The sequence below is a fragment of the Allobosea lathyri genome, from assembly GCF_900108245.1.
GTDB classification, from domain to species: domain Bacteria; phylum Pseudomonadota; class Alphaproteobacteria; order Rhizobiales; family Beijerinckiaceae; genus Allobosea; species Allobosea lathyri.
The window spans coordinates 426645-452763 of the sequence record NZ_FNUY01000002.1; the positions used below are offsets into that span (position 1 = coordinate 426645).

At 65.9% G+C, this 26119-nt stretch carries 25 protein-coding genes; 17 read left to right on the forward strand and 8 right to left on the reverse strand.

Annotated features, from left to right (window positions below):
* Window positions 1-22 precede the first annotated feature (22 nt).
* Both C4S73_RS06360 and hspQ read left to right on the forward strand, forming a co-directional pair.
* The gene (locus C4S73_RS06360; RefSeq protein WP_103871862.1) at window positions 23-1072 is read left to right on the forward strand and encodes an HpcH/HpaI aldolase/citrate lyase family protein; all 1050 of its coding nucleotides are present in this window, start codon (window positions 23-25) and stop codon (window positions 1070-1072) included.
* Between the two features lie 118 nt (window positions 1073-1190).
* Complete coding sequence (hspQ, locus tag C4S73_RS06365; RefSeq protein ID WP_103871625.1) at window positions 1191-1520, forward strand: heat shock protein HspQ; 330 nt, start codon at window positions 1191-1193, stop codon at window positions 1518-1520.
* Between the two features lie 142 nt (window positions 1521-1662).
* On the opposite strand, the gene C4S73_RS06370 is transcribed toward hspQ, so the two are convergent.
* Entirely contained in the window at window positions 1663-2457 is a 795-nt protein-coding gene (locus C4S73_RS06370; RefSeq protein ID WP_103871863.1) for an invasion associated locus B family protein, read from the reverse strand.
* 303 nt (window positions 2458-2760) lie between these two features.
* Here C4S73_RS06370 and C4S73_RS06375 point away from each other — a divergent pair, with 303 nt between their 5' ends.
* The 3 genes from C4S73_RS06375 (at window position 2761) to C4S73_RS06385 (ending at window position 5981) form a co-directional block, all read left to right on the forward strand.
* Window positions 2761-4551, forward strand: coding sequence for an extracellular solute-binding protein (locus C4S73_RS06375; protein ID WP_103871626.1), 1791 nt, complete (start codon window positions 2761-2763; stop codon window positions 4549-4551).
* 10 nt (window positions 4552-4561) lie between these two features.
* Entirely contained in the window at window positions 4562-5578 is a 1017-nt protein-coding gene (locus C4S73_RS06380; protein WP_103871627.1) for an AMP-binding protein, read from the forward strand.
* Window positions 5579-5678: 100 nt separating this feature from the next.
* Window positions 5679-5981 (forward strand): hypothetical protein, encoded by a 303-nt coding sequence (locus C4S73_RS06385; protein WP_103871628.1) that lies wholly within the window; start codon window positions 5679-5681, stop codon window positions 5979-5981.
* A gap of 21 nt (window positions 5982-6002) precedes the next feature.
* On the opposite strand, the gene C4S73_RS06390 is transcribed toward C4S73_RS06385, so the two are convergent.
* On the reverse strand, window positions 6003-6683 hold the full coding sequence (locus tag C4S73_RS06390) for a ceramidase domain-containing protein (RefSeq protein WP_103871629.1): 681 nt from the start codon (window positions 6681-6683) through the stop codon (window positions 6003-6005).
* Between the two features lie 132 nt (window positions 6684-6815).
* Here C4S73_RS06390 and C4S73_RS06395 point away from each other — a divergent pair, with 132 nt between their 5' ends.
* The 9 genes from C4S73_RS06395 (at window position 6816) to lexA (ending at window position 14925) form a co-directional block, all read left to right on the forward strand.
* Complete coding sequence (locus C4S73_RS06395) at window positions 6816-7100, forward strand: YARHG domain-containing protein (RefSeq protein ID WP_103871630.1); 285 nt, start codon at window positions 6816-6818, stop codon at window positions 7098-7100.
* A gap of 118 nt (window positions 7101-7218) precedes the next feature.
* Complete coding sequence (locus C4S73_RS06400) at window positions 7219-8733, forward strand: helicase HerA domain-containing protein (protein ID WP_103871631.1); 1515 nt, start codon at window positions 7219-7221, stop codon at window positions 8731-8733.
* Window positions 8734-8853: 120 nt separating this feature from the next.
* Window positions 8854-9888 (forward strand): aldo/keto reductase, encoded by a 1035-nt coding sequence (locus tag C4S73_RS06405; RefSeq protein ID WP_103871864.1) that lies wholly within the window; start codon window positions 8854-8856, stop codon window positions 9886-9888.
* A gap of 78 nt (window positions 9889-9966) precedes the next feature.
* Window positions 9967-10584: an anthranilate synthase component II gene (locus tag C4S73_RS06410; protein WP_103871632.1), complete on the forward strand. Its 618-nt coding sequence runs from the start codon at window positions 9967-9969 to the stop codon at window positions 10582-10584.
* Window positions 10585-10613: 29 nt separating this feature from the next.
* Window positions 10614-11627, forward strand: a complete 1014-nt coding sequence (gene trpD / locus C4S73_RS06415; protein ID WP_103871633.1) for an anthranilate phosphoribosyltransferase — start codon at window positions 10614-10616, stop codon at window positions 11625-11627.
* Window positions 11628-11634: 7 nt separating this feature from the next.
* A complete protein-coding gene (gene trpC / locus C4S73_RS06420) occupies window positions 11635-12447 on the forward strand; it encodes an indole-3-glycerol phosphate synthase TrpC (protein WP_103871634.1) in 813 nt (270 codons plus the stop codon).
* Entirely contained in the window at window positions 12444-12935 is a 492-nt protein-coding gene (moaC, locus tag C4S73_RS06425) for a cyclic pyranopterin monophosphate synthase MoaC (RefSeq protein ID WP_103871635.1), read from the forward strand. Before trpC ends, moaC begins: the two co-directional genes overlap by 4 nt.
* Window positions 12926-14137 (forward strand): molybdopterin molybdotransferase MoeA, encoded by a 1212-nt coding sequence (locus tag C4S73_RS06430; protein ID WP_103871636.1) that lies wholly within the window; start codon window positions 12926-12928, stop codon window positions 14135-14137. The genes moaC and C4S73_RS06430 overlap by 10 nt, the downstream gene beginning before the upstream one ends.
* Before the next feature lie 83 nt (window positions 14138-14220).
* Window positions 14221-14925, forward strand: coding sequence for a transcriptional repressor LexA (gene lexA, locus C4S73_RS06435; RefSeq protein WP_103871637.1), 705 nt, complete (start codon window positions 14221-14223; stop codon window positions 14923-14925).
* On the opposite strand, the gene C4S73_RS06440 is transcribed toward lexA, so the two are convergent.
* Window positions 14919-17192 carry a ComEC/Rec2 family competence protein gene (locus C4S73_RS06440; RefSeq protein WP_244595464.1) on the reverse strand — a complete coding sequence of 758 codons (2274 nt, stop codon included), beginning with the start codon at window positions 17190-17192 and terminating at the stop codon, window positions 14919-14921. The genes lexA and C4S73_RS06440 overlap by 7 nt on opposite strands.
* A gap of 154 nt (window positions 17193-17346) precedes the next feature.
* Between C4S73_RS06440 and gltX the strand changes: the two genes are divergently transcribed.
* From gltX to C4S73_RS06455, 3 genes are all read left to right on the forward strand, one after another.
* Complete coding sequence (gene gltX, locus C4S73_RS06445; RefSeq protein ID WP_103871866.1) at window positions 17347-18765, forward strand: glutamate--tRNA ligase; 1419 nt, start codon at window positions 17347-17349, stop codon at window positions 18763-18765.
* Between the two features lie 286 nt (window positions 18766-19051).
* Window positions 19052-20341: a citrate synthase gene (gene gltA, locus C4S73_RS06450; RefSeq protein WP_103871638.1), complete on the forward strand. Its 1290-nt coding sequence runs from the start codon at window positions 19052-19054 to the stop codon at window positions 20339-20341.
* Between the two features lie 148 nt (window positions 20342-20489).
* Complete coding sequence (locus tag C4S73_RS06455; protein WP_103871639.1) at window positions 20490-21479, forward strand: Bug family tripartite tricarboxylate transporter substrate binding protein; 990 nt, start codon at window positions 20490-20492, stop codon at window positions 21477-21479.
* Window positions 21480-21495: 16 nt separating this feature from the next.
* Here C4S73_RS06455 and lpxB read toward each other — a convergent pair whose 3' ends face one another.
* From lpxB to lpxD, 5 genes are all read right to left on the reverse strand, one after another.
* Window positions 21496-22668 (reverse strand): lipid-A-disaccharide synthase, encoded by a 1173-nt coding sequence (gene lpxB, locus C4S73_RS06460; protein ID WP_103871640.1) that lies wholly within the window; start codon window positions 22666-22668, stop codon window positions 21496-21498.
* On the reverse strand, window positions 22665-23498 hold the full coding sequence (locus C4S73_RS06465; RefSeq protein ID WP_103871641.1) for an LpxI family protein: 834 nt from the start codon (window positions 23496-23498) through the stop codon (window positions 22665-22667). Before C4S73_RS06465 ends, lpxB begins: the two co-directional genes overlap by 4 nt.
* 26 nt (window positions 23499-23524) lie before the next feature.
* Window positions 23525-24334 (reverse strand): acyl-ACP--UDP-N-acetylglucosamine O-acyltransferase, encoded by an 810-nt coding sequence (gene lpxA, locus C4S73_RS06470; RefSeq protein ID WP_103871642.1) that lies wholly within the window; start codon window positions 24332-24334, stop codon window positions 23525-23527.
* A 37-nt stretch (window positions 24335-24371) separates the two neighbouring features.
* Complete coding sequence (gene fabZ, locus C4S73_RS06475; RefSeq protein ID WP_103871643.1) at window positions 24372-24830, reverse strand: 3-hydroxyacyl-ACP dehydratase FabZ; 459 nt, start codon at window positions 24828-24830, stop codon at window positions 24372-24374.
* A 213-nt stretch (window positions 24831-25043) separates the two neighbouring features.
* Window positions 25044-26105 carry a UDP-3-O-(3-hydroxymyristoyl)glucosamine N-acyltransferase gene (gene lpxD, locus C4S73_RS06480; RefSeq protein WP_103871644.1) on the reverse strand — a complete coding sequence of 354 codons (1062 nt, stop codon included), beginning with the start codon at window positions 26103-26105 and terminating at the stop codon, window positions 25044-25046.
* Window positions 26106-26119: the final 14 nt, after the last annotated feature.

Genomic DNA, 26119 nt, shown 5'->3' on the forward strand with positions numbered 1-26119 from the left:
GCGTTGCAGCATGGAGCTCCCCATGACGACCAGGACGCCGCGTCAGTTCTTCCGACCGCTCGCCATAGGCGCGCCGGAGCCCTGGCGCGAGCTGCCGCTCAGGCTGGAGCGCATGATCCATTTCGTGCCGCCGCATCTCGAAAAGCTGCGTGCCAAGGTCGGCGAACTCGCCGGCCAGGTCGATATCGTGCTGGGCAATCTCGAGGATGCGATCCCGGTCGACGCCAAGCAGGCGGCGCGCGACGGCTTCATCGCGATGGGCAAGGCCGTGGATTTCGGCAAGACGGGGCTGTGGACGCGTGTCAATGCGCTGAACTCGCCCTGGTTTCTCGACGACATCACCGCGATCATGACCGAGATCGGCGGCAAGCTCGATGTCGTGATGGTGCCCAAGGTCGAGGGTCCCTGGGACATCCACTATGTCGACCAGCTGCTGGCGCAGTTCGAGGCCAGGCACGCCCTGCCCAAGCCGATCCTGATCCACGCCATCCTGGAGACGGCCGAAGGGGTGAAGAATGTCGACGCGATCGCGACGGCCTCGCCGCGCATGCATGGGATGAGTCTGGGCCCGGCCGATCTCGCCGCTTCGCGCGCGATGAAGACGACGCGGGTCGGCGGCGGGCATCCCGAATACAAGGTCCTTGCCGACCCCTCCCCCGACGGCGGCGCTCGCGCTGTGGCCCAGCAGGATCTCTGGCACTATACGCTGGCGAAGATGGTCGATGCCTGCGCCTCGGCCGGAATCAAGCCGTTTTACGGGCCGTTCGGCGACTTCTCGGATACGGCCGCCTGCGAGGCACAGTTCCGCAACGCCTTCCTGCTGGGCTGCGCCGGGGCCTGGACCTTGCATCCCTCGCAGATCGACATCGCCAAGCGTGTCTTCAGCCCCGATCCGGCCGAAGTCGGTTTCGCGAAGCGGATTCTGGAGGCGATGCCGGATGGTTCGGGCGCGGTGATGATCGACGGCAAGATGCAGGACGACGCCACCTGGAAGCAGGCAAAGGTCATCGTCGATCTGGCGCGACAGGTCGCCGCGCGCGATCCGGCCCTGGCCGAACACTATGGAATGTGATGGTGGACGGAGCTTAAAACGATTGATTTCGACGTATTTGCGACGCATTCCTCACGCAAGGGCGACAATAACCTAGCCGGCGGCACGATTGCCGGCACCAGCATGGACCAAGCCTGTCATGGAAGCACGTTCGGCCAAGTTCAGGATCGGACAGGTGGTCAAGCACCGCGTCTACCCGTTCCGGGGCGTCATTTTCGACGTTGATCCGGTATTCGCCAACACCGAGGAATGGTGGCAGGCGATCCCGGAAGAGCTGCGCCCGTCAAAGGACCAGCCTTTCTACCACCTCTTCGCCGAGAACGAGGAGGCGGAGTATGTCGCCTATGTCTCGGAGCAGAACCTCGTGGTCGACGAGTCGGGCCGGCCGATCCGCCATCCGCAGGCCAAGGAATTCTTCCGGCGCGACCGCAAGGGCCGCTACACCATCGACCGTGCCGGCCTGAACTGAGCCCGGCTGCCGTCGCTCAATCGGCAGATCGCATGAAAAAGCCGGCCCCTTTCGGGGCCGGCTTTTTCCTTTGGCGACAGGCGCTCACCGCGAGTTGCGATCAGCGCCCTGCAATCAGGGCTTGCAAATCAAGGCTTGCAAATCAGGGCTTGGGAGCAGCGCCCGGCACAGGCAGCGCGCCCGGAGCGGGAGCCGCGCCAGGGACGCCCGGCACAGCAGGAGCCGCAGCGCCGCCGGCGCCGAGACGCTGGCGCAATTCTTCCTGGCGCTTGGCCAGCTCGTCCTGCAGCTGCTTCTGCTGATCTTCGAGAACCTTGGGGTCGATCGGGGCGCCGTCGAAGCTCTTGGCGAAATCGGCCAGCGGAATGGCGAAGGAGACTTCGCGGGCGCCCTGGTTCTGGACGCTGACGCTGAGCGTGGTGCCCTTCTTCATCGCGTTGATGAAATCGTCCTTGACCTGCGCTTCGGCGAAGCAGCCGTTCGGGAAACAGATCGCGAAGCGACCCGGCGTCGGCTGGGCGGTGTCGACACCGAAGCGGATGCCCGGCTGCAGCAGCAGGCCAAGCGGCATCAGGAAGCGCACGATGCGGTTGGCATCGCCCTTGACGTCGTAGATCGCGACGGCGAGCACAGGCTGGCCCTGATCGGAAACGAAGTCGCGGGTGGTGTAGCAGATTTCCTTGTTGGCAGCCTGGTCCTTGCCACAGACCTTGGTCCAGCTCGTCTGCGAAGGCTCGGGCTTGACCTGGACAACGGTCGGGCCTGTCGCGGCCTGGCCGCCCTGGGGCGCGGGCTGGGCGGGCTGCTGGGCCGGAGCGGCGGGGCGCGGCGCCGCAGGGCGCTGGGCCTGAGCGTAGGACGCGACGGGGGCAAAGCCGAGGGCGGCGCTGAGCGCGATGCCCAGAGCGCGCGATGACAGGCGGAACGAAGCGGACATTTGTCTTTCCTTATCAGGCGAATTCGGGATCACGACTTCGCAAGCCGCGCGCGTCACCACCGACAGCCCAATCGCATATGAGCGCTGGCCATCGCAAGCCGTGCACATCAGGGGCGAATGAGGCGTTTGAATGACACCCTGCCTCGCCTTTAGCGAGTTCCGTAACGGGATTCCAGCCCGAATAGCTGCGTGACCGCAGCTTACGCGTGTTATCCTATCAGGCAAGAATCAGGTCGAACGATGGTTTTGCTTCGCAGGGTCAGGGCGATATTGCACGCCGGGGCCAAAACAATATTCGCTTCCATGACGCTCATCGCCGCGATGGGCGGGCTTTCGCATGCCGAATCGACAGGCCCCGACCATGCCATCGCCATGCATGGCGAACCGGCACTGCCGCGCGGATTCAACCACCTGCCCTATGCCGACCCAGCGGCGCCCAAGGGCGGGCGCATCATCTTCGGGCAGCAGGGCACCTTCGACAGCCTCAATCCGCTGGTCGTGCTCGGCGTCGCGCCCGATGCCGTGCCGCGCTATGTCCAGCAAAGCCTCCTGTTCCGCTCGGCCGACGAGCCGTTCACCGCCTACGGGCTGCTGGCGTCCCATGTCGAGCTCGATGACGCCCGCACGCGCCTCGCCTTCGACATCGACGAGCGCGCCACTTTTTCCGACGGCAAGCCGGTCACGGCGGAGGACGTCCTCTTCACCTTCGAGCTGCTGAAGACCAAGGGCAAGCCGTTCCATCGCTCCAGTCTCGGCCGTGTGACGAAGGCGGAAGCGCCGTCGCTGCGCCGGGTCGTTTTCGAGCTGGGCGACGGCTCCAATCGCGAACTGCCGCTCGTCATCGGCGCGATGCCGATTTTCGCCAAACACGCGACCAATGCCGAGACCTTCGGCGAGACCAGCTTCAAGCCAGCGCTCGGCTCCGGCCCCTATCTCGTCAGCGAGGTCAGGCCGGGCGCGATGCTGACGCTGAAGCGTCGCAAGGATTTCTGGGCTGAGGATCATCCCCTGACACGCGGGTTCTTCAACGCCGACGAGATCCGCTACGATTTCTATCGCGATTCCAATGCCCTGTTCGAAGCCTTCAAGGCCGGGCTCTACGATGTCCGACTCGAATCGGACCCGACGCGCTGGATGACGGGTTATGACGTGCCGGCCGTCCGCGATGGCCGGATCCTGCGCCAGACCCTGCATTTCGACACGCCGAAGGGCATGACCGGCCTCGTCTTCAATACACGCCGGCCGATCTTCGCCGATGTCCGGGTGCGTGAGGCGCTGGGCATGCTGTTCGATTTCGAATGGGTCAATCGTAACCTGTTTCATGGCGTCTATCGTCGCGCCGGCAGTTTCTTCTCCGATTCGGAGCTGTCGGCGCTCGGCGTCCCGGCCGATGCGCGCGAGAAGGCCATGCTGTCGGGCTTCCCCGGCAGCGTGCGTGACGACATCCTGGCGGGACGCTGGACGCCATCCGCTACAGACGGCTCGGGCCGCGACCGCGAGCAGGCACGCCGCGCCCTCGACCTGCTCAACAAGGCCGGATTCGGCATGGTGGATGGCGTGCTCAGAAACATGAAGGGCGGCGATCCGCTGGCCTTCGAGATCACCGTCACCAACCGCCCGCAGGAACGGCTGGCGCTGAATTATGCCCAGTCGCTCGGCCGGCTCGGCATCGAGGTCACCGTCAGGCTGATCGACGACGTGCAATATTGGCGGCGCCTCTCGGCCTTCGACTTCGACATGATCCAGTGGACCTGGCCGGCCTCGGCCTCACCCGGAAACGAGCAGATCGGGCGTTGGGGTTCGGCCAATGCCGATCGCAAGGGCGCGCTGAACTATGCCGGCGTAAAGTCGCCCGCCATCGACGCCACGCTGCAAAAGCTGCTGGGTGCGCGGCAGCGCGAGGATTTCGTTGCCACGGTGCGGACGCTCGACCGGCTGCTGCTCTCGGGTTTCTATGTGGTGCCACTCTATTACCTGCCCGATACCTGGCTGGCGCATTCGCGCGACGTGATCCTGCCGGAACGGCGCCCGGCCTTTTTCTTGTCCAACGAAGCTCTGGCGCGCCTTCCGGCTTCGCCTGCGCCTGCGAATTAAGGGGCATTCGATGCGGGCAGAACCGGACGAAGCCGCCGCGCTGCTCGACGGGCTCAATCTCGACACGCTGCTCAAAGCCCTCGCCCGCGGCCGCGGCTATGAGGCCGCCTTGCGGGACCCGCCCGGACGGCGCGGCTGGAGCGATGTCAGCCCCTCATCGATCAATTTCATCCAGCTCGAAGAGCGAATCGACCAGCTCGCGCGGCTGCTGACGATCAACCGGGCCCAGCCTGGCGCCAGCGTCGCTATCCTTGCCCCGCTTGGGCCGGAAGCGATCATCTCCATCCTCGCCAGCCTGCGTGCCGGGCTCTCGCCGCTGATGCTGCCGCTGCACGGCAATGAGAGCCAATTGCTCGCGCTTATCGAGAGTTCCGGCGCGGTGATGGCGCTCGGCGTTGGCCGGATCGGCCCGATGCGCCCCCTGCTGATGCTGCGCGAGCTTGCGGTGCGGTCCTTCGGCACGCGCTTCGTCGGCGGTTTCGGCGCGGACATCCCCGACGGGGTCGCGCCGCTCGATTCGCTGATGGCGACCGCGATGCTTCACCCGCTGCCCGAGGTGGCCGACCGCCCTTCGCTACAGGTGGCCAATGCCCTGACCCTGGCGGGGCGAGCTGTGATCTCCGAGCGCGATGTGCTCAGCAAGGCGCTGGACATCTCGCGCCTGCTGAAGCCGCTCTCATCCTCGCGGATCGTGACGACGCTGGTGGGCGGCGACCTCGCGGCTCTCGCCAGCGGGCCAGGCATGGCAATGCTGACCGGGGTCGAGCTGTTGCCGCTCGGGCTGTTCAATCTCGGGGATCTTCAGGCCTGCATCGAGGGCGGGCGCAATGTTCACCTCGTCCTGCCCGGAGCGATGGAACCGGCACTGGCGCATTCGCGCCTCGCAAGCCATCCCGCGCTGTCGAGCCTCGTGCTCGTGCAGCGCCCGGACGAGCATCGCGCCATGCCTGCAATAGACCGGCCGGACCTCGCCATCGTCGATATCGACGTGCGCTCGGCAGGCGACATCACAGTCATGAAGCGCTGAGCAGCCACTTCCCGGAAGCGCTTGTGCAACGGGTCGGATCGGCGGAACATAGCATTGCGCGACACGTTTTGCGTGTGGGCGACCTTACGGAGGTTCCGCCATGATCATTGCCGGTCTTGTTGCCCTGACCCTGTCCTCGGGCCTTCTCGTGCCGATCGCCGACGGTCCACCCCGCTTCGATATCGAGCAGACCTGTCGAAATGCGGGGGAACCTGCTGTCGCCGGGCGCCCGCCCAATCAGGCTTGCCGTGACGACGAGCGCAAGGCGGAGACCACCTTGCAGCAGCGCTGGTCGCAATACCCGGCTGCAAGCCGCGTGACCTGCGTCGAAAGCACCGGCCTCGGCGGCCCGCCAAGCTATGTCCAGGTGCTGACCTGCCTGGAGATGGCGGCATCCAAGTAAACACCGCCCTCGCAATATCGATCACGCGGCCGGTGATGTCGCGTTGCTGCCGGTGCGCGGCCCGCATCTGATCGCCGCCCTGAGCAGGAGATAAAGCACGGCAGCGTTCAGCAGATGCCAGAGCCAGTGCGTGCCCAACGGCACGGCTGGACAAATCGCGCCGTCGATCGAGCGAAACGCCAGCGACAACGCGAAGATGAATGCCGCCAGACCAAGAATTCGCGCCGTTTCCGTCGCGCCAGACCGCCGCCACAACGCCAAGGCCATGCCAATCAGTCCGAACAGGAAGGCGGCGTAGCCGGCTGACCCGCGCATCGAGGCCGGGAGCAAGGGGGCGATCCCCCATGACAGCGACAGCGCGAAAACCAGAAAAGCGAGCGTACCAAGCCCTGCCAGCATCGGGCGCAGGCCGAGGAACCGGCCCAGCGCCAGCGCGAAATAGGAGAAGGCAAACATCTGGATCGGCACGACATCGGCGGCGAGCGTCCAGCGACCCGGCATAGTGTGAAACAGGAAGGAGCCGATGCCGATGGCGAAGACCAGTGCGATAAGTGCGAGAGCCCGACCATCGCGTCCGCCGGCCCGCCTCCACAGCAACAGGGCCATCACCGCAGCCAGCAGAAAGGCGCCGTTGGTCAGCGCGTTCCAGGGTTCCGCCCAGAGATCGTCACCGATCCGCTCGCAATAGCCATAGCGTGGCATCCATGTACCTCCCCGACTGCACTCTGCCAGAGCAGCACGACGCAGATGCTACGTTTTTCGAGTAGATTCGAGGCTTGTCCGGTTCGCCGGCTTCACGCAGATTGACGTTTTCTCGAACGGCGGACCATCGGCATGCGGCTCAAAACCTCTCTCTTTCTAGCCTTGCTATGCTTCGGCGCCGGTCTTGCGGCCCTGCCGGTGACCGCGCGAGCCGAGACCTGCGATGATCTCTGGTACGCCCGCAACGAGATCTACAAGGCGCAGGGCTATTGCTTCCGCACGCAACGTGGCATCGCGGCCTTCGGCAATGCCGGCTGCCAATACGATAATGCCGAGGACCTGCCGCTGTCGAACAGCCAGCGCCGGACCATCGCCGACATCCAGCGCGAGGAGCGCGGTCGCCGCTGCCCGCGCTGAGAGCCCACCGATTGCTGTGGACGCATGTGCCGGGCACAGCCACGCGACCGTTTTCACGTGCTAGAAGCGCCGGCCGCGAGTTCTCGCGGGGATGCGGACGAAACGGCGCGATCACGGTATGACGACGGCCATCGATATGGGAGCGGTGCAAGGCGGCGGACCGGCCCTGCTCGATCTCGCCGAATTGCTGGCGACGCGACTTCTGGTCCAGGGCAATTCCGGCTCGGGCAAGTCGCATCTCCTGCGCCGCCTGCTCGAACAGAGCGCGCCGCTGGTCCAGCAGGCCGTGATCGATCCCGAAGGCGATTTCGTCTCGCTCGCCGACCAGTTCGGTCATGTCGTGGTCGATGCGCAATGCGGCGAGGCCGAGCTTCAGCGAGTTGCCTTGCGGGTGCGCCAGCACCGCGTCTCGGTGGTCCTCAATCTCGAAAACCTCGAAGCCGACGAGCAGCTGCGCGCGGTCGCGGCCTTTCTCGGCGGATTGTTCGATGTCGATCGCAGCCTGTGGTTTCCAATGCTGATCGTCGTCGACGAAGCCCAGCTCTTCGCGCCGGTCATGGCGGGCGAGGCCTCCGACGAGGCGCGCCGGCTCTCGCTGGGCGCCATGACCAACCTGATGTGCCGTGGCCGCAAGCGCGGCCTGGCCGGCGTCATCGCAACGCAGCGTCTCGCCAAACTCGCCAAGAACGTCGCGGCTGAAGCCTCGAACTTCCTGATGGGCCGCACCTTCCTCGACATCGACATGGCGCGCGCCGCCGACCTGCTCGGCATGGACCGCAAGCAGGCGGAGATGTTCCGCGATCTCGAACGCGGCCAGTTCGTCGCGCTAGGACCGGCCCTGTCGAAACGCCCGATGCCCTTGCGGATCGGCCCGGCGACCTCGGCCGATCGCGGCAGCGCTCCGGGCCTGATGCCCATGCCCGAGCAGGTGCCCGAAGAGGCCGGCAAGCTGATCTTCACCGCCGGCGCCGACGAGCCGCCGCCGCTGCTGAGCCGTCCGATCCGCCCCGCACCGCGTCCGCGGCCGCCCGCCAACGACGTGATGCGCCAGATCGAAAGCTATCGCCCGGCAGCCTCGCCCGAGCCCGAGCCGGAAATTCCGATGGAGCCGGCCGAGCGTGAGGCGATCATGACCGAGATCCTGCGCGAGCTGATGGCGGACCCCGAGGCGCGCTCGCGGCAGGTCGCGGTGCTCTATCAGGATTTTACCGTGCGCTGCCGCATGCGCCGGCTCGGACGCACCAATCCCAGCCTCGACGAGTTCCGCCGGCGGGTCGCCGTGGCGCGGGCGGGTGCGAGCGAGGAGCTCTCCGGCACCGACACATGGCAGGCCGCAATCGAGGCGTCATCAACCCTGCCCGACGATCTTCAGGGCCTGTTCCTGTACATCGCGCGGGCAGCGATCGAGCGGGCGCCCTGCCCGAGCGATGCGGAGCTGGCGAGCGTCTACGGCAGCCATTCGCCAGGCCGGGCACGCCGCCTGATCGGCTATATCGAGGAGCGCGGACTGCTCGTCTGCCATGTCGATTTCCGGGGCCAGCGGACGCTCGCCTTGCCGACGCTCGGCCTCGAGACCGCGCCCGGGCTGGCGCAGATCCGCACCGCGGGCCTGCCGCGAGGCGCGCGCGGCTAGGCGCTCCGGCATCGGGCGATGCCGGGCTTGTGAATTCAACTCACGGATGATGTTCCCGGTCTCGGTCTAATCTCTTGCATGGGCCTGCTCCATCTTGGCCGCACGACAGGAGAAGAGACCATGGATTACAGGCGTTTGGGCGCATCCGGCCTCAAGGTGCCGGTACTGAGCTTTGGAGCCGGCACTTTTGGCGGCCAGGGCCCTCTGTTTGGTGCCTGGGGCACGACCGACGCCAAGGAAGCGCGTCGCCTCGTCGATATCTGCCTCGAAGCGGGGCTGAACCTCTTCGATACCGCCGATGTCTATTCCAACGGCGCCTCGGAGGAGGTGCTGGGCGAGGCGATCAAGGGCCGGCGCGACAAGCTGCTGATCTCGACCAAGACGTCCCTGCCGATGGGCGATGGCCCCAATGATGCCGGCTCCTCGCGCAGCCGGCTGATCAAGGCCTGCGAGGACGCGCTGCGGCGGCTCGGCACCGATTATATCGACCTGCTCCAGCTGCACGCCTTCGACGCGGGAACGCCGATCGAGGAGGTGCTGGCAACGCTCGACATGCTCGTTAGGGCCGGAAAGCTGCGCTATGTCGGGGTCTCCAATTTCTCCGGCTGGCAGTTGATGAAATCGCTGGCGACAGCCGAGCGGCACGACCATCCGCGCTACGTCGCCCATCAGGTCTACTATTCGCTGCTCGGCCGCGATTACGAATGGGAGCTGATGCCGCTGGGAATCGATCAGGGCGTCGGCGCGCTGGTCTGGAGTCCGCTCGGCTGGGGCCGACTCACCGGCAAGATCAGGCGCGGCCAGCCCGCTCCCGCCTCGAGCCGGCTGCATGCGACGGCGGAGTTCGGCCCGCCTGTCGAGGACGAGCATCTCTACGGGATCGTCGAGGCGCTCGACATTGTCGCGGAGGAGACAGGTAAGACCGTGCCCCAGATCGCGATCAACTGGCTGCTGCAGCGCCCGACGGTCTCGTCCGTCATCATCGGCGCACGCAACGAGGCACAGCTGCGCGACAATCTCGGCGCAGTCGGCTGGAGCCTCACGCCCGAGCAGATCGCGCGATTGGATGCGGCCAGCCAGCGCACAGCCCCCTATCCGTATTTCCCCTATCACCGGCAGGAGGGTTTTGCGCGGCTCAACCCGCCTGTCGTCTGACGCGTCGGTCCCCGCGCCGAACTTGACCACCCTGCCCCGGAACGTGCATGACCGGAGCCCAAATTAACGGTCCGGCTCATGCGCATCCTGCTGATCGACAATTACGACAGCTTCACCTGGAACCTCGTTCACCTGATCGGGGGGCTCGGCGCCAGCGTCGACGTCCGCCGCAACGACGCCCTGACGGTCGCCGACGCCCTCGGTGACGAGCATGACGCGATCGTGCTGTCGCCCGGCCCCTGCACACCCAACGAGGCCGGCATCTGCCTCGACCTGGTTCGCGAGGGCGCCGGCGTCAAGCCGATCTTCGGCGTCTGCCTTGGCCTGCAAGCCATCGGCCAGGCCTTTGGCGGCGAGGTCGTGCGCGCGCCGCTGCCGATGCATGGCAAGGTCTCGACCATCCAGCACAAGGCGCGCGGCCTGTTTCGCGGCATCAACGGGCCGCTCCAGGCGACGCGCTATCATTCTCTCGTGGTCGACCGGGACAGCTGTCCCGCCACCTTCGATATCGAGGCTGCAACCGACGACGGGCTGATCATGGCGCTGTCGCATCGCGACCTGCCCGTGCATGGCGTCCAATTCCATCCCGAGAGCATCGCCTCGGAACATGGCGCAACCATCCTGCGGAATTTTCTCGATCTCGCCGAGCGATGGTCGCGCGAACGCGAGACTGCCGCATTGCCCCATTCAGCCTGATCCCAAGAAGCCTGCTTCACAGAGTTCCCATGGACGATTTCAAGCCCTTCATCGCCAAGGTCGCGACCGGCGCCACGCTGTCGCGGGACGAGGCGCGCGATGCCTTCGACACTATCCTCTCCGGCGAGGTGACCAACGCGCAGGCTGCGGCCTTCCTGATGGCGCTGCGCGTACGTGGCGAGACCACCGAGGAGATCGCCGGCGCCGTCGGCGCCATGCGCGGCAAGATGCTGCCGGTCAAGGCACCTACCGACGCGATCGATATCGTCGGAACCGGCGGCGATGCGTCGGGCTCCTATAATGTCTCGACGCTGGCCGCGATCATCACCGCGGCCTGCGGCGTGCCCGTCGCCAAGCATGGCAACCGCGCGGCATCCTCGCGTTCCGGGGCTGCCGACGTTCTGACCGCGCTTGGGGTCAAGGTCGGGCTCGATCCCGCCGGGACCGAGCGCTGTATCGCCAAGGCCGGCGTCGGCTTCATGTTCGCGCCGACCCATCACGCCTCGATGCGCCATGTCGCGCCGGTGCGCACCGAGCTCGGCACGCGCACGATCTTCAATCTGCTGGGGCCGCTTTCCAACCCGGCCGGCGTCAAGAAGCAGCTCATCGGTGCATTCTCCGAGACATGGCTGGACCCGATGGTACGCGTGCTGGCCTCGCTGGGCTCGACACGGATCTGGGCCGTGCACGGCTCCGACGGGCTGGACGAGATCACCACGACCGGACCGACGCGCGTCGTCTCGCTCGAAGGCGGAAAGGTCGAGAGCTTCTCGATCAGCCCCGACGATGTCGGGCTCGGCCGGGCAAAGCCGGAGGATCTGCGCGGGGGAGCCCCCGAGCAGAACGCGGCCGCGCTACGCGCCGTTCTCGATGGCGAGAAGACTGCATTCCGCGATATCGCAGCCTTCAATGCGGCGGCCGCCCTCGTCGTGGCCGGTCAGGCCGGCGATCTGCGTGACGGCATGGTCCGCGCGACCGATGCGATCGATTCCGGCAAGGCCAAGGCGACGCTCGCGGCGCTGATCGCAAGCTCGAACGCGTGAGGCGGCGATGACCGACATCCTTGCGAAGATCGAAGCCTACAAGCGCCAGGAGATCGCCGCCGCCAAGGCCGCTGTCCCCGAAGGCGACATGAAGGCGCGCGCCCTCATGGCCGGCCCTACCCGCGGCTTCGCCGATGCTCTCGCGGCCAAGCTCGCGACCGGCAGCCCCGGCCTGATCGCCGAGATCAAGAAGGCGAGCCCGTCCAAGGGGCTGATCCGGGCCGATTTCGACCCGCCATCCCTGGCCCGCGCCTATGCAAGCGGCGGCGCGGCCTGCCTCTCCGTCCTGACCGATGGTCCCTCCTTCCAGGGACGGCCGGAGTTCCTGCCCGATGCGCGCGAGGCCAGCGGCCTGCCGGCGCTCCGCAAGGATTTCCTCTACGAGCCCTATCAGGTGTTCGAGGCCCGCGCCTGGGGGGCGGATTGCATCCTGATCATCATGGCCGGCGTCGACGACGCAACCGCACATGCGCTAAACGCGACGGCGCGGGAACTAGGCATGGATGTCCTGGTCGAGGTCCATAACGAGGCTGAACTCGATCGCGCTTTGGCGCTCGACAGCCGGCTGCTCGGCATCAACAACCGCGACCTGCGCAGCTTCGAGGTCGATCTCGCCGTGACCGAGCGGCTGGTGTCGCGCGTCCCGCCCGATCGCATCGTCATCAGCGAGAGCGGCATCTTTGACCATGCCGATGTCGCGCGGCTCAATCGCGTCGGCGTCAATGCCTTCCTGGTCGGGGAAAGCCTGATGCGGCAGGCCGATGTCGCGGCCGCGACGCAGATGCTGCTCACCGGCACCGCCCGCGAGCCGGTGGCGTGAGCCGGCTCAGCCATCTCGATGCGCAAGGCCAGGCGCATATGGTCGATGTCAGCGACAAGGCCGAGACCTCGCGGGTCGCCATCGCCGAAGGCTGCGTCGTGATGCAGGCCGAGACGCTGGCGATCGTGCGCAGCGGCGACGCCAAGAAAGGCGACGTGCTGGGAACAGCGCGCCTCGCCGGCATCATGGCCGCCAAGCGGACACATGAGCTGATCCCGCTCTGCCATCCCCTGCTGATCAGCAAGATCGCGGTCGACCTCACCCTCGACGAGGCGCTGCCGGGGGTGCGCGTTCGCGCCGAGGTGAAGATGAAGGGACAGACCGGCGTCGAGATGGAGGCTCTGACCGCCGTCAGCGTCGCCTGCCTGACCGTCTACGACATGGTCAAGGCGGTCGATCGCGCGATGCGGATCGAGGGTATACGGCTCCTGCACAAATCCGGCGGCAAGTCCGGCGCGTTCGAGGCGGAAGCACCCGCATGGCCCTGACGCCGGTTCCGGTTGCGCTCAGAGCCCTGCTCGGCAGCGTTCCGGCGCCGACTGCCCCAGAGACCTTGCCGCTTGCCCAATGCGCCGGACGAGTGCTCGCAGAAGATGTCATGGCGCTGCGGACGCAGCCGCCTTTCGCCAATTCGGCCATGGATGGCTATGCCGTCCGCGCCGATGATTTGTTGCCGGCAAATGAATTGCTAGTGATTGGCGAATCGGCCGCCGGCCGCGCCTTTGCCGGCCGGCTGGAGCCAGGTCAGGCCGTACGGATCTTTACCGGCGCGCCAATGCCCGACGGCGCCGACACCATCCTGATCCAGGAGAACGCCGACGGGGTCGGCAGCACGACGATCCGTGTCCGGGAGAGCGCTCCCAAGGGCAAATTCGTCCGCCCGGCCGGGCTCGACTTTCGCAAGGGCGACGTCTTGCTTGGCGCCGGGCGCAGGCTCGACAGCGCCGCACTCGGCCTCGCGGCTGCGATGGGCCATCCGACACTCCACGTGCGGCGCAAGCCGCTCGTCGCCATCCTTGCGACCGGCGACGAACTCGTGCTGCCCGGCGAACCTGTCGGCCCCGACCAGATCGTCGCCTCCAACAGCTTTTCGCTGGCCGCGCTGGTCGAACAGGCCGGTGCGACGGCGCTCGATCTGGGTATCGCGCGCGACAATTATCCTGATCTGGCGACGAAGATAGAGCGGGCCCGCACTGCAGGCGCCGATGTCCTGATCACGCTCGGCGGCGCTTCTGTCGGCGAGCACGACCTTGTCCAGGAGGCTTTGAAGCGCCAGGGCATGGAACTCGGCTTCTGGAAGATCGCGATGCGCCCGGGCAAACCGATGATGACAGGCCTGCTCGGCCCGATGGTCGTCGTGGGTCTGCCCGGCAATCCGGTGTCCTCGATCGTCTGCGGCCATCTCTTCGTGCTGCCGCTGATCGAGGCTCTGCAGGGAATGCCCTCGGCTGATCGCGACCGCAGCGAGCCGGCGATCCTGGGGTGTGATATGCCGGCTAATGATGAGCGCGAGGATTATCTGCGCGCCGAACTCGTTCTGACCGAAGCAGGATGGCAGGTAACACCCTTCGAGAAGCAGGATTCGTCGATGCTGGGAACGCTAGCCCGCGCCGACGCCCTGGCTATAAGGCCGGCCTTCGCCGAGCCGGCTAAAAAACACGCGCCGTGCCGGATCATCAGGCTGCGATAGAGCCGCTTGCGGAACACAACACGAACAGGTATGGTGTTCGTGATTTGTTTCGAATCTGCGCCGTTGGGCGCCCGGCGGGGACCATGCTGACACGCAAACAGTTCGAACTGCTTCGCTTCATTCAGGAACGTCTGCGTGAAAGCGGCGTGCCCCCCTCCTTCGACGAGATGAAGGATGCGCTCGATCTGCGTTCCAAATCGGGCATCCATCGGCTGATCATCGCGCTGGAAGAGCGCGGCTTCATTCGCCGCCTGCCCAACCGCGCCCGCGCGCTGGAGGTCATCAAGCTGCCCGACGGCGTCGGTGGCCCGCAGGCCGCGCGCAGCCGCTTCAACCCGTTGATCGTTCAGGGCGGTCTCGGCAAGGTCAAGCCTGTCGGCAATCCCGCCGAGGAAGAGACCCGCGCCACGATCGCCATTCCGGTGATGGGCCGAATCGCGGCAGGCACGCCGATCTCGGCCATCCAGAGCCGCAGCCACAACGTCGCGATGCCGGCCGACATGCTCGGTGCCGGCGAGCATTTCGCCCTGGAGGTGCGCGGCGATTCGATGGTCGAAGCCGGTATTCTCGACGGCGACACGGTCGTGATCCGCAAGCAGGATACAGCCAATACCGGCGATATCATCGTGGCCCTGATCGACGATGAGGAGGCGACACTGAAGCGGCTGCGCAAGCGCGGCTCCTCGATCGCCCTCGAAGCGGCCAATCCGGCCTATGAGACCCGCGTGCTCGGCCCCGACCGCGTCAAGATCCAGGGACGTCTCGTCAATCTCCTGCGGCGTTATTGAAGCGATTCGACGGCAGCGTCGGTAGCGTCATCGGGCAAGGACTGTGGTGCGGGCCTTGGGGGCAATGGAGCGACCTCCGGCCGACGCCGGTTCCAGGGCCGTTCCGTTGCGGACAGGTCGGCGGATTGGCTGCGCCAACCACCTCGCTGGCCGAACAATGAGGTTGCACCGTCGCGGATCAGCGCCGTGCGTTCGATGAGCCTCGCATTGCACCCGGCCGTCCAGGGGATCGGCGTGATCACGATGTCTGCTCGCCGGCAATCCTCGATGATCGCCAGCCTGTCGCGGGCATAGGCAACGCTGCGGCCGTCCTTGGTGCGGATGACACAGCCAAGCTGATCGCAGATCACGCCCTGCCGTAAGGTCGCATCATCAGGAGAGCGGCCGTCGCCATCGGCGATCAGCCATTGTTGCAGGACGAAACGGCTCGGCCGCCCCGCCACGAGCAACCGCTCGTCAGCGCCGCGCACCGCGATGCCGGAGCCATCGCGCTCGATCAGGATATCGGGCCGCTCGGGCTTGGCTGCCACGGCGACGCCGGTCGCAAGTGGCAGGATCGCGAGCCAGCGCAGCTTGGTCGTCCAGAGCGTGATCCAGAGCAGCGACGCCGCGAAGCAGCCCAGCGCGGCCGGCCCGAAGGCGACGACCACCAGCGTGGAATGGTCGATGGTCGCGACCCAGTGCGCAAGGCGCAGCACCATGTCGGACGCAAAGCCCATCAGCCACCATGCCGGCCAGTCGAGCCCGAATGGATAGGCCAACACGCCAAAGACGGCCGCGGGCATCACGAAGAGCGAGACGAAGGGCAAAGCCAGCGCATTGCCGAGCAGCCCGAACAGGTTGAAGGTCTGGAAATGATAGGCGCCAAAGGGCGCCGTCGCCGCCGTCGCCAGCAAGGTGGTGATGACGATGCCGCTCGCTGCGATCCAGATCGGCCGGATCGGCCAGGGCAGCGGCGTCGGTGGTGCTGGCCGGTCTCGGTTCTCCCAGCGCTCGGCGAAGGCGATCAGCGCGGCCACCGCCCCAAACGACATCTGGAAGCTCGGGCCAAGCAGCGCGTCAGGCTCGCGCAGCAGCACGATCATGGCTGCAAGCGCGAGGTTGCGCATACTCAATGCGCTGCGGTCGACGAGGATCGCGCCCAGCATCATCAGCGTCATGATGAGCGAGCGGACGGTCGCGACATCGCTGCCCGAGAAGATGCAATAGCCGGTGGCGCCGGCCATGGCGGCCAGGGCTGCGAGTTTCTTGATCGGCCAATGCGAAGCGAGTGTCAGCGAAAGCGCCAGTAAGGCGCGCACGATCCAGAAAATCGTCCCCGCGGCCAGCACCATGTGAAGTCCGGAGATCGAGACGATGTGGTAGATGCCCGCCGCGCGCAGGTCGGTGTTGGTGGTTTCCGTGATCAGGCCGCGCTTGCCGGTTACGAGCGCAGCGGCCATCGCGCCGGCCTGCCCGCCTCCGATGCTGGCGATGCGCTGGGTCAAGGCGTTGCGGGCGCGGTCGATCATCACTGCAATCGCCAGCGTGAATGGCGGCGGATGCGGCGGCGGCGTCAGGGAAATCTTGCCGGGGATATTGCCGACCGCGCCGATGCCGCGAAAGAACGCGTCGCGACCAAAGTCATAACCGCCCGGCCGCGCCGGCCCGGGCGGCGGCAACAGGCGCGCGACGGCCGAGATGTGGTCTCCTGGCGAGATCGACCCGGCGCGGATGTTGACGCGGACGCGCCTGGGCTGCCGTTCGGCCTCAACGCCTGCGATACCGGTCACCAGCACTACGAGGCGTGCACCCGCATCCCGTGCCTCGACCGACTCGACGAAGCCGCTGAGCTGGCCGACGCGCGGCCGCTCGAGCATGGGCGCGGCGATCGTCGTAGTGCGCCAGCTCGCCGCCGCGAATCCCGCGAAGACGGCTGCGATGCCGAGGCAGATGGCCGGCGCGAGGCGGCGATTTCGCAGCAGCAGCGCGAAGCCGCCTGCCAGCGTCAGTCCCGTCAGCGGCGCCCACAGCGCAGGCTCGCGATCAGCGGTGAAGTAGAGCAGGATGCCGACGCCCATGAGCACGGGCAGCCAGAGGAACAAGCGCCGGCGCTCGGCTTCCAGCGCCATCGCACGCAGCAGGCGCCTGCGCCCCTCCGCCAGCAGGAGGCCCAGCCGCACGCCATGCAGATCGGCGCCATGCAGATCGACGCCAAGCAGGCGTGACGGCAGGACGCCGGCCCGCGAGCCGCGCGATTTCCACAAGCCTGGCGGCGCTGATTGCACCGTCTGCTCCCCCCGTCCCCACCGTATGCGATCTTACGCTTAACGCAGGCGGCGCAGCCATGTTACAGGGGCCGCGTCGGATGTCATGTCGTGTCCGGCTACCTTTGTGTTTTTGGGCCGGGCCTTTATGGCCGCCCGGCCGGAGCTGCCTTTCATGAGCGATGCCGTCGTTACGCGCTTTGCGCCCTCGCCTACCGGTTTCCTGCATATTGGCGGAGCGCGTACTGCGCTGTTCAACTGGCTTTATGCGCGCCGGCACGGCGGCAAGATGTTGCTGCGCATCGAGGACACCGACCGCGAACGCTCGACTGAGCCCGCAATCGCGGCGATCCTCGACGGCCTGAAATGGCTCGGCCTCGATTGGGATGGCGACACAGTCTACCAGTTCCAGCGTGCCGAGAGGCACCGCGAGGTCGCCCACCAGATGCTGGCCTCGGGCAATGCCTATCATTGCTACGCCACGCCGGCCGAACTCGACGAGATGCGCGAGAAGGCCAAGGCTGAAGGCCGGCCAATGCGCTATGACGGGCGCTGGCGCGACCGCGACCCGGCAACCGCGCCGGCCGGCGTCAAGCCGGTGATAAGGCTGCGCGCGCCACAGACCGGCGAGACCGTGGTCGAGGACGAGGTTCAGGGCCGCGTCGTCTGGCAAAACGAGAATCTCGACGATCTCGTGCTGCTGCGGTCGGACGGCAATCCGACCTATATGCTCGCCGTCGTGGTCGACGACCATGACATGGGCATCACCCATGTCATTCGTGGCGACGACCACCTGACCAATGCCGCACGCCAGACCCAGATCTATCAGGCGATGGGTTGGCGCGTGCCCAGCATGTCGCACATCCCGTTGATCCACGGTGCCGACGGCGCCAAGCTCTCGAAACGCCATGGCGCGCTCGGCGTCGATGCCTACCGCTCGATGGGCTATCTGCCAGTGGCGCTGCGCAACTACCTGCTGCGACTCGGCTGGAGCCATGGCGACCAGGAGATCTTCTCGACGCAGGAGATGATCGCGCTGTTCAACCTCGATTCGATCGGCCGTTCGCCTGCCCGCTTCGATTACGCCAAGCTGGAGAGCCTCAACGGGCTCTATATGCGCCAGTCCGACGATCACGATCTGCTGAAGGCACTCAAGGTCATCCTGCCCGAGATCGGGCCGGCGCGGGGCCTGCCGGGCGAGCTCTCGCCCGAGCTGGAGGCAAAATTCCTGGCCGCGATGCCGGGGTTGAAGGAGCGCGCCAAGACCTTGATCGAACTGCTCGACAGCGCGTTCTATCTCTATGCCAAACGTCCGCTGCAGCTCGATCCCAAGGCGGTGGCCCTGCTCGACGATGCCGCGCGCCAGCGCCTGCCGGGGCTTTCGACCAAGCTTGCGGCGGTCAACGACTGGACGCCGCCGCCCTTGGAGGCCGCCGTCCGGGCCTATGCGGAGGAGGAAGGGCTGAAGCTCGGCCAGGCCGCGCAACCCCTGCGGGCCGCGTTGACCGGCCGCGCGATGTCGCCTGGCCTGTTCGACGTGATGGCGGTCCTGGGGCGGGACGAGACGCTTGCGCGCCTCGCCGACCAGGCATGACGCAGAGAGGGTTCAGACCGACCTTCGGCTTGGTTGAACCCCTCATGCAAATGGTCTAGTGACGCCGCGTGTGACCGGCTTCGCCGCGTGGCGGGCCGGGCATCAATATTGCTTGAATACCCAATCGGAAGAACCGCCTTCCCGCCCGTAGTCGCATGTGCCGTTTCGTCATGGGCCCGACATTTACAGGCCCCCCAATGACAAAGATGTCTCGCGCGCCACAGTTCGGTGCTGGTCCAAGCGGAACGAAGATTGGCTAGCAGCGAGCCTGAAAGGATCGGTATCGATGAGCGGAAGCACCAGCCAGCTCCAGGTCGACGGGAAAACCGTGGACATGGCGATCAAGACGGGTTCGATCGGACCGTCTGTCATCGACATCGCCAAGCTCTACGCCCAAACCGGGATGTTCACCTATGACCCCGGTTTCACCTCGACGGCGAGCTGCGAGTCGCAGATTACCTATATCGACGGCGATGAGGGCATCCTTCTCTATCGTGGCTATCCCATCGAGCAGCTCGCCGAACATGGCGACTTCCTCGAGACCTGCTATCTGCTGCTCGAAGGCGAATTGCCGACAGCCGCGCAGAAGGCTGATTTCGACTATCGCGTGACGCGCCACACCATGGTGCACGAACAGATGGCCCGCTTCTTCCAGGGCTTCCGCCGCGACGCTCACCCGATGGCGGTCATGGTCGGCTCGATCGGCGCGATGTCGGCGTTCTACCACGACTCGACCGACATCTCGGATCCGCATCAGCGCATGGTCGCCTCGATGCGCATGATCGCCAAGATGCCGACGCTGGCCGCGATGGCCTTCAAATACACGATCGGCCAGCCCTTCGTGTATCCGCTGAACTCGCTCGATTACACCTCGAACTTCCTGCGCATGTGCTTTGCCGTGCCGGCCGAGGAGTACAAGGTCAACCCCGTGCTCTCGCGCGCGCTCGACCGGATCTTCATCCTGCATGCCGACCACGAACAGAACGCCTCGACCTCGACCGTGCGTCTGGCCGGCTCGTCGGGCGCCAACCCGTTCGCCTGCATCGCGGCCGGCGCGGCCTGCCTCTGGGGGCCCGCCCATGGCGGCGCCAACGAGGCTGCCTTGAAGATGCTCGAGGAGATCGGCTCCGTCGAGAACATCCCGAAATACATCGCCAAGGCGAAGGACAAGAACGATCCCTTCCGCCTGATGGGCTTTGGCCATCGCGTCTACAAGAACTACGATCCGCGCGCCAAGATCATGCAGAAGACCACGCATGAGGTGTTGAACGAGCTCGGCATCAAGGACGATCCGCTGCTCGATGTGGCGATCGAACTCGAGCGCATCGCGCTCAGCGACAGCTACTTCATCGAGAAGAAGCTGTACCCCAACATCGATTTCTATTCGGGCATCACGCTGAAGGCGATGGGCTTCCCGACCTCGATGTTCACCGCGCTGTTCGCGCTTGCGCGCACTGTCGGCTGGATCGCGCAGTGGAAGGAAATGATCGAGGATCCGTCCCAGCGCATCGGCCGCCCGCGTCAGCTTTATACCGGCGCTCCGCAGCGCGAATATACGCCGATCGGCCGCCGCTGAGCCGGTAGCTGCTCCCACGGTCCCAAATAAGGGGCGCGACGGTCATCCGTCGCGCCCTTATTATTTCAGCCGATTGATGTTCTCCACGGCAATAGCGAAGGGCGGGATTTCGATACACACTGCCGCCTTTCCCAGAGGATGGAACTGCATGTCGAAATCCCAAGATCTGACCCGTCGCGGCTTTGTGGCCGGGGCATCCGCACTTGGCCTCGCGGGCGGCCAGGCACAGGCGCAGGCAGCGTTTCCGAGCCGGCCGATCACGCTGATCGTGCCCTTCGCTGCAGGCGGCTCGACCGATATCGTCGCGCGCCTTGTCGGCCAGAAGATGGGTGAATTGCTCGGCCAGTCGATCGTGATCGACAACCGCGCCGGCGCCGGCGGCAATATCGGCTCGACAGCGGTCGCCCGCGCTGCGCCCGACGGCTACACGATCCTCATGGGTACGATCTCGACCCATGCGCTGAACCCGGCAATCCTCAAGACGGTCACCTTCGATCCGGTCAAGGATTTTACCCCGATCTCACTGCTGGCCATCGTGCCCAATGTGATGGTCGTGCATCCGAGCTTCCCGGCCAAGACGGTTCAGGAGGTTCTCAAGGTGCTCAAGGACAACCCGGGCAAATACTCCTACGCCTCGTCCGGCGTCGGCACGCCGCTTCATTTGTCCGGCGAGCTGTTCAAATCGATCGGTGGCGTCAGCATGAACCATGTGCCCTATCGCGGCGCCGGGCCGGCCCTGAACGACGTCGTCTCAGGCGCCGTGCCGATCATGTTCGACAACTTGCCCTCCTCCGCCCAGTTCATCCGGGGCGGCCAGCTCCGGGCGATCGGCGTGACCACGAAGGAGCGCGTCTCGTCGTTTCCGGACCTGCCGACGATCGCCGAGGGTGGCCTGGTCGGCTACGAGACCTACACCTGGAACGCACTGTTTGGCCCTGCGAACATGCCGCGCGCGGTGGTCGACCGTCTCAATGCCGAGGCGAACAAGGCCTTGACCGATCCCCATGTGAAGCAGCGCCTCAACGATGTCAGCGCAGAGATCGTCGGCTCGACCCCCGAAGCGCTCGGCGAGCATGTGAAGATCGAAGTCGCGAAATGGTTTCCGATCGCAAAGGCTTCCGGCGCCGCGATCGAGTGAGACTGGTTCGGGGCCGCTAAGCCGGCTTCGTCTCCAACAGGGCCAGCGCGGCCTCGACGGCATTCGCCGCCGGGCTCGCGCCGGCCGAGCGCATGATCGTCTCGACCTCGTCGAAGCCCGCCAGCTGCTCCTGGCGCGCCGGGCCGTCCGCGAGCGCCGCCAACAGGCTTTCGCTCAAGGCTTGCGCAGTGGCGGTCTGCTGGATGAATTCTGGCACGACGCTGCGGCCCAGAATCAGGTTGGGCAGGATGACGCTCGGCAGTTTGATCAGGCGCCGCGCGATCGCGGCTTCCCAACCGGCCCCGCGATAGGCCGCAACCGTCGGCACCTGGGAGAGCGCAAGTTCGAGCGTCACCGTACCAGACGCCGCCAAGGCCGCGCGCGCGTTGCGGAAAGCGTCGAGCTTGGCCGCTTCGCCTTCGACGATTTCGGGCTGCGTCTGCCACCCGGAGGTGGCCTCCGCGATGAGGCCACGAAGATGCGGGACTGCCGGCAACACGAAGCGCGCGCCCGGCACGGCAGCTGAGACCCGCGCGATCGCCTCTCCGAAAACCGGCATCAGATGGTTGATCTCGGAGCGTCGGCTGCCGGGTAGGACGAGCACGACGGGGTTGGCGACATCGCCGCGGATCGAGGCCTCAGCGGTGTCGGGGCGCAAATCGGACAGGCGCTCGATCAGCGGATGACCGACATAGACGGTCTTGGGACCATGCAGGCGCTCGAGCGCCGCCGGTTCGAAGGGCAAAAGGGCCAGAATTCTGTCGATATGCGGCACCATTTGCCGCGCCCTGCCGGGACGCCAGGCCCAGACGCTCGGGCAGACCCAATGCACGATCGGAATGGAGGGCGCCCGCGCCCGCACCTTCCTGGCCACGCGCAGGCAAAAGTCGGGGCTGTCTATCGTCAGCAGCAGATCGGGCTGGAACGCCGCCACGCCCTTCGCGGCATCTTCCATGCGGCGCAGCAGCAGCGGCAAACGCGCAATCACCGGGCCGAAGCCCATCACGGCAATGTCCGCCTGGGCAAATAGAGGCGTCATGCCGGCATCGATCAGACCCTGACCACCGACGCCTGTCAGAGCAATCTCGCGACTGCCGAACCGGCTGCGGAGACTGGCAAGGAAGCGGAGCGCCAGCGCATCGCCCGAAGCCTCGCCGGCAATGATGGCGAGGCGGAATGGCCGGCTCACGCGACACCTTCGATGAAAAGACCGCGTTGATCGGCCTGGCTGCCAAGATTCCCGCCGCCGCCGACCAGAACCTGGCCAGCTTTCAGCCCAATTCCTGAAAGACCGGCATCGGCGATGTTGCGCAGGGTTTCCGGGCCGATCGCGGGCATGTCGACCCGCAGATCCTGGCCCGCCTTGGGCGCCTTGACCAAAACGCCGTCGCCTTTGGCAATCTTGAGACGGCCATTCGCAACGAGATCAGCCACGCGCCGGATCATGGCGTCCGTGCCTTCGGCTGCCTCGATCGCGATGACACGGTGGTCGGCAAGGATCGCGGCCTGGCCGACATCGAAGGGAGAGAGCGCGGCCAGCAGCGAAAAGCCTCGTACCAACAGTTCTTTCTGGGCGGGGGAAGCGGAGTTTCGCCCCAACGGACCGACCGGAGCCGTCAGTTCGGGAGCGATATCGGCCGGGCCAAGTACGCGGAAACCCTGCTCCTCGAAGAAGCGCACCACGCCACGCAGCAGATGATCATCGCCGCCCTTAAAGGCCCGTGCGAAATGAGGCAGGTATTTCAGCGTGGACGCTTCGGGGCGCAGAGCGCCAAAACTTGGCCGCGGCAGCGCACCGATCATGACGATGTCCGTGATCTCGCGGCGACGCAGTTCTTCCAACAAGCGCCCGAGCTGTCCCAGACGGTAGCTCTTGAGATCCGCCTGGCCGAAAGCCAGTGGATCGGCCGCGCCTTCGAGCGCAGCGACGAACAGCGCGCCGCTCTGGCCCGCTGCGATACGGGCGAGATGAGGCGGAAAATCGCCCCCGCCTGCGATGATCGCGAGAGACGGCCGCATCGCCTTCGTACCTGAATGAGCGGCGCTCACCGATCCGGCGCGTTGACGTCGCGCGGGACGCAGATCGCCCGCTCGTTGCCGTTGCGAATGAAATCAAGGATCTCGTGGATCAGCGGATGGGCCGCAAATTCGCTGGCGACATCCTCGACGCGCTCCGACAAGGTGCCTTCGTCAGCGAAGAGGAGCCTGTAGGCGCGGCGCAACTCATGGATCTGCTCGCGCGAGAAGCCACGCCGCTTGAGTCCGACGAGGTTGAGGCCGGCAAGATGGGCCGGGTTGTCGCGCACCAGGCCGAAGGGAATCACATCGTTCAACACCCCGGCGCCACCGCCGATGAAGGCGTGATCGCCGACACGGATGAACTGCTGCAAGCCTGTGCCGCCGCCGACGATGACGAAATTGCCGACCGTGACGTGGCCTGCGCACATGACGTTGTTCGAGAAGATGACGTTGTTGCCGATATGGCTGTCATGCCCGACATGCGAGTTGGCGAGGAAGAAACAGCGGTCGCCGACCGTCGTCTTCATGCCGCCGCCCTCGGTGCCCGGGTTGATGGTCACCCCTTCGCGGATCATGCAGTCGGCGCCGATCTCGAGCGTCGAAAGCTCGCCGCGGTATTTCACGTCCTGGGGAGGATGGCCGATCGAGGCGAACGGGTAGATCTTGGTCCTCGCACCGATCGTGGTGCGGCCGGCGACCACGACATGGCTGAGAAGTTCGACGCCGTCGGCCAGGACCACGTCGGGGCCCACTGTGCAGAAGGGGCCGATGCTGACCCCCTCCCCGATGCGCGCATTGGAGTCGATGACCGACATGGGATGGATGGAAGCGCTCATGTGTAGGCTGTCCTGATCCTGCAGATCGCTATCGGGCTCAAACGACCATCGCTGACAGATCGGCCTCAGCCACCAGCACACCATCGACCCTGGCTTCGCCCCGGTAGAAGTAGAGATTGCGCTTGCGCGTCACCTTTGTGAGGTGGAAACGCAGGGTATCGCCCGGGACGACCGGCTTGCGGAACTTGGCCTTGTCGATGGTCGTGAACAACACGCTGCTGACGGCGGGATCGTCGCTGCCGCGTGCATTGACGACGAGTACGCCAGCCGTCTGGGCCATCGCCTCGATCATCAGCACGCCGGGGAAAACCGGCCTGCCCGGGAAATGCCCGGTGAATTGCGGTTCGTTGACGGTCACATTCTTGATGCCGATGCCCGATTCGTCGCCATTGATCTCGACGACGCGGTCGACCAGCAGGAAGGGATAGCGGTGCGGAATGCAGGCCATGATCCTCTGGATGTCAGCCACACCCAGCACAGTCGTCGCCTCGGTCATCGTTTCTTCTCTCCCGTGCGCGCCATCTCAACAGGCGTCGCAGCCCATCCGTTCTTCATATCCGATTGAGAGGCCAACATCCCTCGATCGGCAACCATTCCAACGCCCGCCCGTTTGCCGGAATTCCGGCGCTGCAGGCAAGATAATTCGTCGTGCTTTTGCCCGCAGGAACAAAACCCAGCCGGGCAGAGGCGCAGCAGCTGCCCCGACAGATCAACTCTCGGAGCGGCCTATGCTTTTGGCGCGCTTCGCCACCAGCGACTTCAGCAGCGCGCTTTCGCGAGCCCAGTTCAACGCCGGCTGGGCGGGGGAGCCGCCATAGCGGGCACCGCGCGGGACATCGCCCGTGACGCCGCTTTGGGCTGCCACCTGCGCGCCCATGCCAACCGTCAAATGGCCGGCGAGGCCGACCTGACCGCCGAGGACGACAAAATCCTCAAGCGTCGTCGAGCCCGCGATCCCAACCTGCGAGACGATGACACAATGCCGCCCGATGACGACGTTGTGGCCGATCTGCACGAGATTATCGATCTTGGTGCCTTCGCCAATCACCGTGTCGCGGCTCGCGCCCCTGTCGATGCAGGTGTTCGCGCCGATCTCGACATCATCCTGGATGATGACGCGGCCGATCTGCGGCACCTTCATATGCCCCTTGGGGCTCATGGCGAAGCCGAAACCATCCTGGCCGATGCGCACGCCCGGGTGAATGATCACGCGGTTGCCGATCAGCGTCGACTGCAATGTGCAGCCAGCCCCGATCGCGCAATTGCGGCCGATGCGGACCTGAGGCCCGATGACCGCATGCGATCCGACCACCGTGCCTGAACCAACCTCGGCGCCGGGGCCGATCACGGCTCCGGGGTCGACCGTCACGCCGGCTTCGAGAACAGCCGTCGCGTGGACGAATGCGCCCGGCGCCACGCCCTGCGAACCGAAGACCGATGCGGGCTTGAGCGCATCGGGGAAGAAGCGCGACAGCACCCTGGCGAAGGCATGATAGGGCGCGGGCGAGATCAGAGCCGTAGTGCCGTCGGGAACCCGCTCGGCAAAACGCGGCGACACCAGGCAAAGACCTGCCTTCGTCGAAGCCAGCGCATCGGTATATTTCGGATTGTCCATATAAGCGACGTCGGATGGGCCGGCCGTCTCGAGCGCGGCTGCACCGGTGACCGGGCGGGACGCATCGACGCCTTCAGGCAACGCCGTGCCCGAAATGACAGCGACCTCGCCGAAGTCGAGCGAGGTCGCAACTGGAAAGAACTGTGGCTCTGCCATGAAGAATATCCGGA

Bases quoted from the DNA above. Each gene is read 5' to 3' on its own strand.
- C4S73_RS06360 (WP_103871862.1), top strand. From the start codon at position 23: ATGACGACCAGGACGCCGCGTCAGTTCTTCCGACCGCTCGCCATAGGC.
- hspQ (WP_103871625.1), top strand. From the start codon at position 1,191: ATGGAAGCACGTTCGGCCAAGTTCAGGATCGGACAGGTGGTCAAGCAC.
- C4S73_RS06370 (WP_103871863.1), bottom strand. From the start codon at position 2,457: ATGTCCGCTTCGTTCCGCCTGTCATCGCGCGCTCTGGGCATCGCGCTC.
- C4S73_RS06375 (WP_103871626.1), top strand. From the start codon at position 2,761: ATGACGCTCATCGCCGCGATGGGCGGGCTTTCGCATGCCGAATCGACA.
- C4S73_RS06380 (WP_103871627.1), top strand. From the start codon at position 4,562: ATGCGGGCAGAACCGGACGAAGCCGCCGCGCTGCTCGACGGGCTCAAT.
- C4S73_RS06385 (WP_103871628.1), top strand. From the start codon at position 5,679: ATGATCATTGCCGGTCTTGTTGCCCTGACCCTGTCCTCGGGCCTTCTC.
- C4S73_RS06390 (WP_103871629.1), bottom strand. From the start codon at position 6,683: ATGCCACGCTATGGCTATTGCGAGCGGATCGGTGACGATCTCTGGGCG.
- C4S73_RS06395 (WP_103871630.1), top strand. From the start codon at position 6,816: ATGCGGCTCAAAACCTCTCTCTTTCTAGCCTTGCTATGCTTCGGCGCC.
- C4S73_RS06400 (WP_103871631.1), top strand. From the start codon at position 7,219: ATGACGACGGCCATCGATATGGGAGCGGTGCAAGGCGGCGGACCGGCC.
- C4S73_RS06405 (WP_103871864.1), top strand. From the start codon at position 8,854: ATGGATTACAGGCGTTTGGGCGCATCCGGCCTCAAGGTGCCGGTACTG.
- C4S73_RS06410 (WP_103871632.1), top strand. From the start codon at position 9,967: ATGCGCATCCTGCTGATCGACAATTACGACAGCTTCACCTGGAACCTC.
- trpD (WP_103871633.1), top strand. From the start codon at position 10,614: ATGGACGATTTCAAGCCCTTCATCGCCAAGGTCGCGACCGGCGCCACG.
- trpC (WP_103871634.1), top strand. From the start codon at position 11,635: ATGACCGACATCCTTGCGAAGATCGAAGCCTACAAGCGCCAGGAGATC.
- C4S73_RS06430 (WP_103871636.1), top strand. From the start codon at position 12,926: ATGGCCCTGACGCCGGTTCCGGTTGCGCTCAGAGCCCTGCTCGGCAGC.
- lexA (WP_103871637.1), top strand. From the start codon at position 14,221: ATGCTGACACGCAAACAGTTCGAACTGCTTCGCTTCATTCAGGAACGT.
- gltX (WP_103871866.1), top strand. From the start codon at position 17,347: ATGAGCGATGCCGTCGTTACGCGCTTTGCGCCCTCGCCTACCGGTTTC.
- gltA (WP_103871638.1), top strand. From the start codon at position 19,052: ATGAGCGGAAGCACCAGCCAGCTCCAGGTCGACGGGAAAACCGTGGAC.
- C4S73_RS06455 (WP_103871639.1), top strand. From the start codon at position 20,490: ATGTCGAAATCCCAAGATCTGACCCGTCGCGGCTTTGTGGCCGGGGCA.
- C4S73_RS06465 (WP_103871641.1), bottom strand. From the start codon at position 23,498: ATGCGGCCGTCTCTCGCGATCATCGCAGGCGGGGGCGATTTTCCGCCT.
- lpxA (WP_103871642.1), bottom strand. From the start codon at position 24,334: ATGAGCGCTTCCATCCATCCCATGTCGGTCATCGACTCCAATGCGCGC.
- fabZ (WP_103871643.1), bottom strand. From the start codon at position 24,830: ATGACCGAGGCGACGACTGTGCTGGGTGTGGCTGACATCCAGAGGATC.
- lpxD (WP_103871644.1), bottom strand. From the start codon at position 26,105: ATGGCAGAGCCACAGTTCTTTCCAGTTGCGACCTCGCTCGACTTCGGC.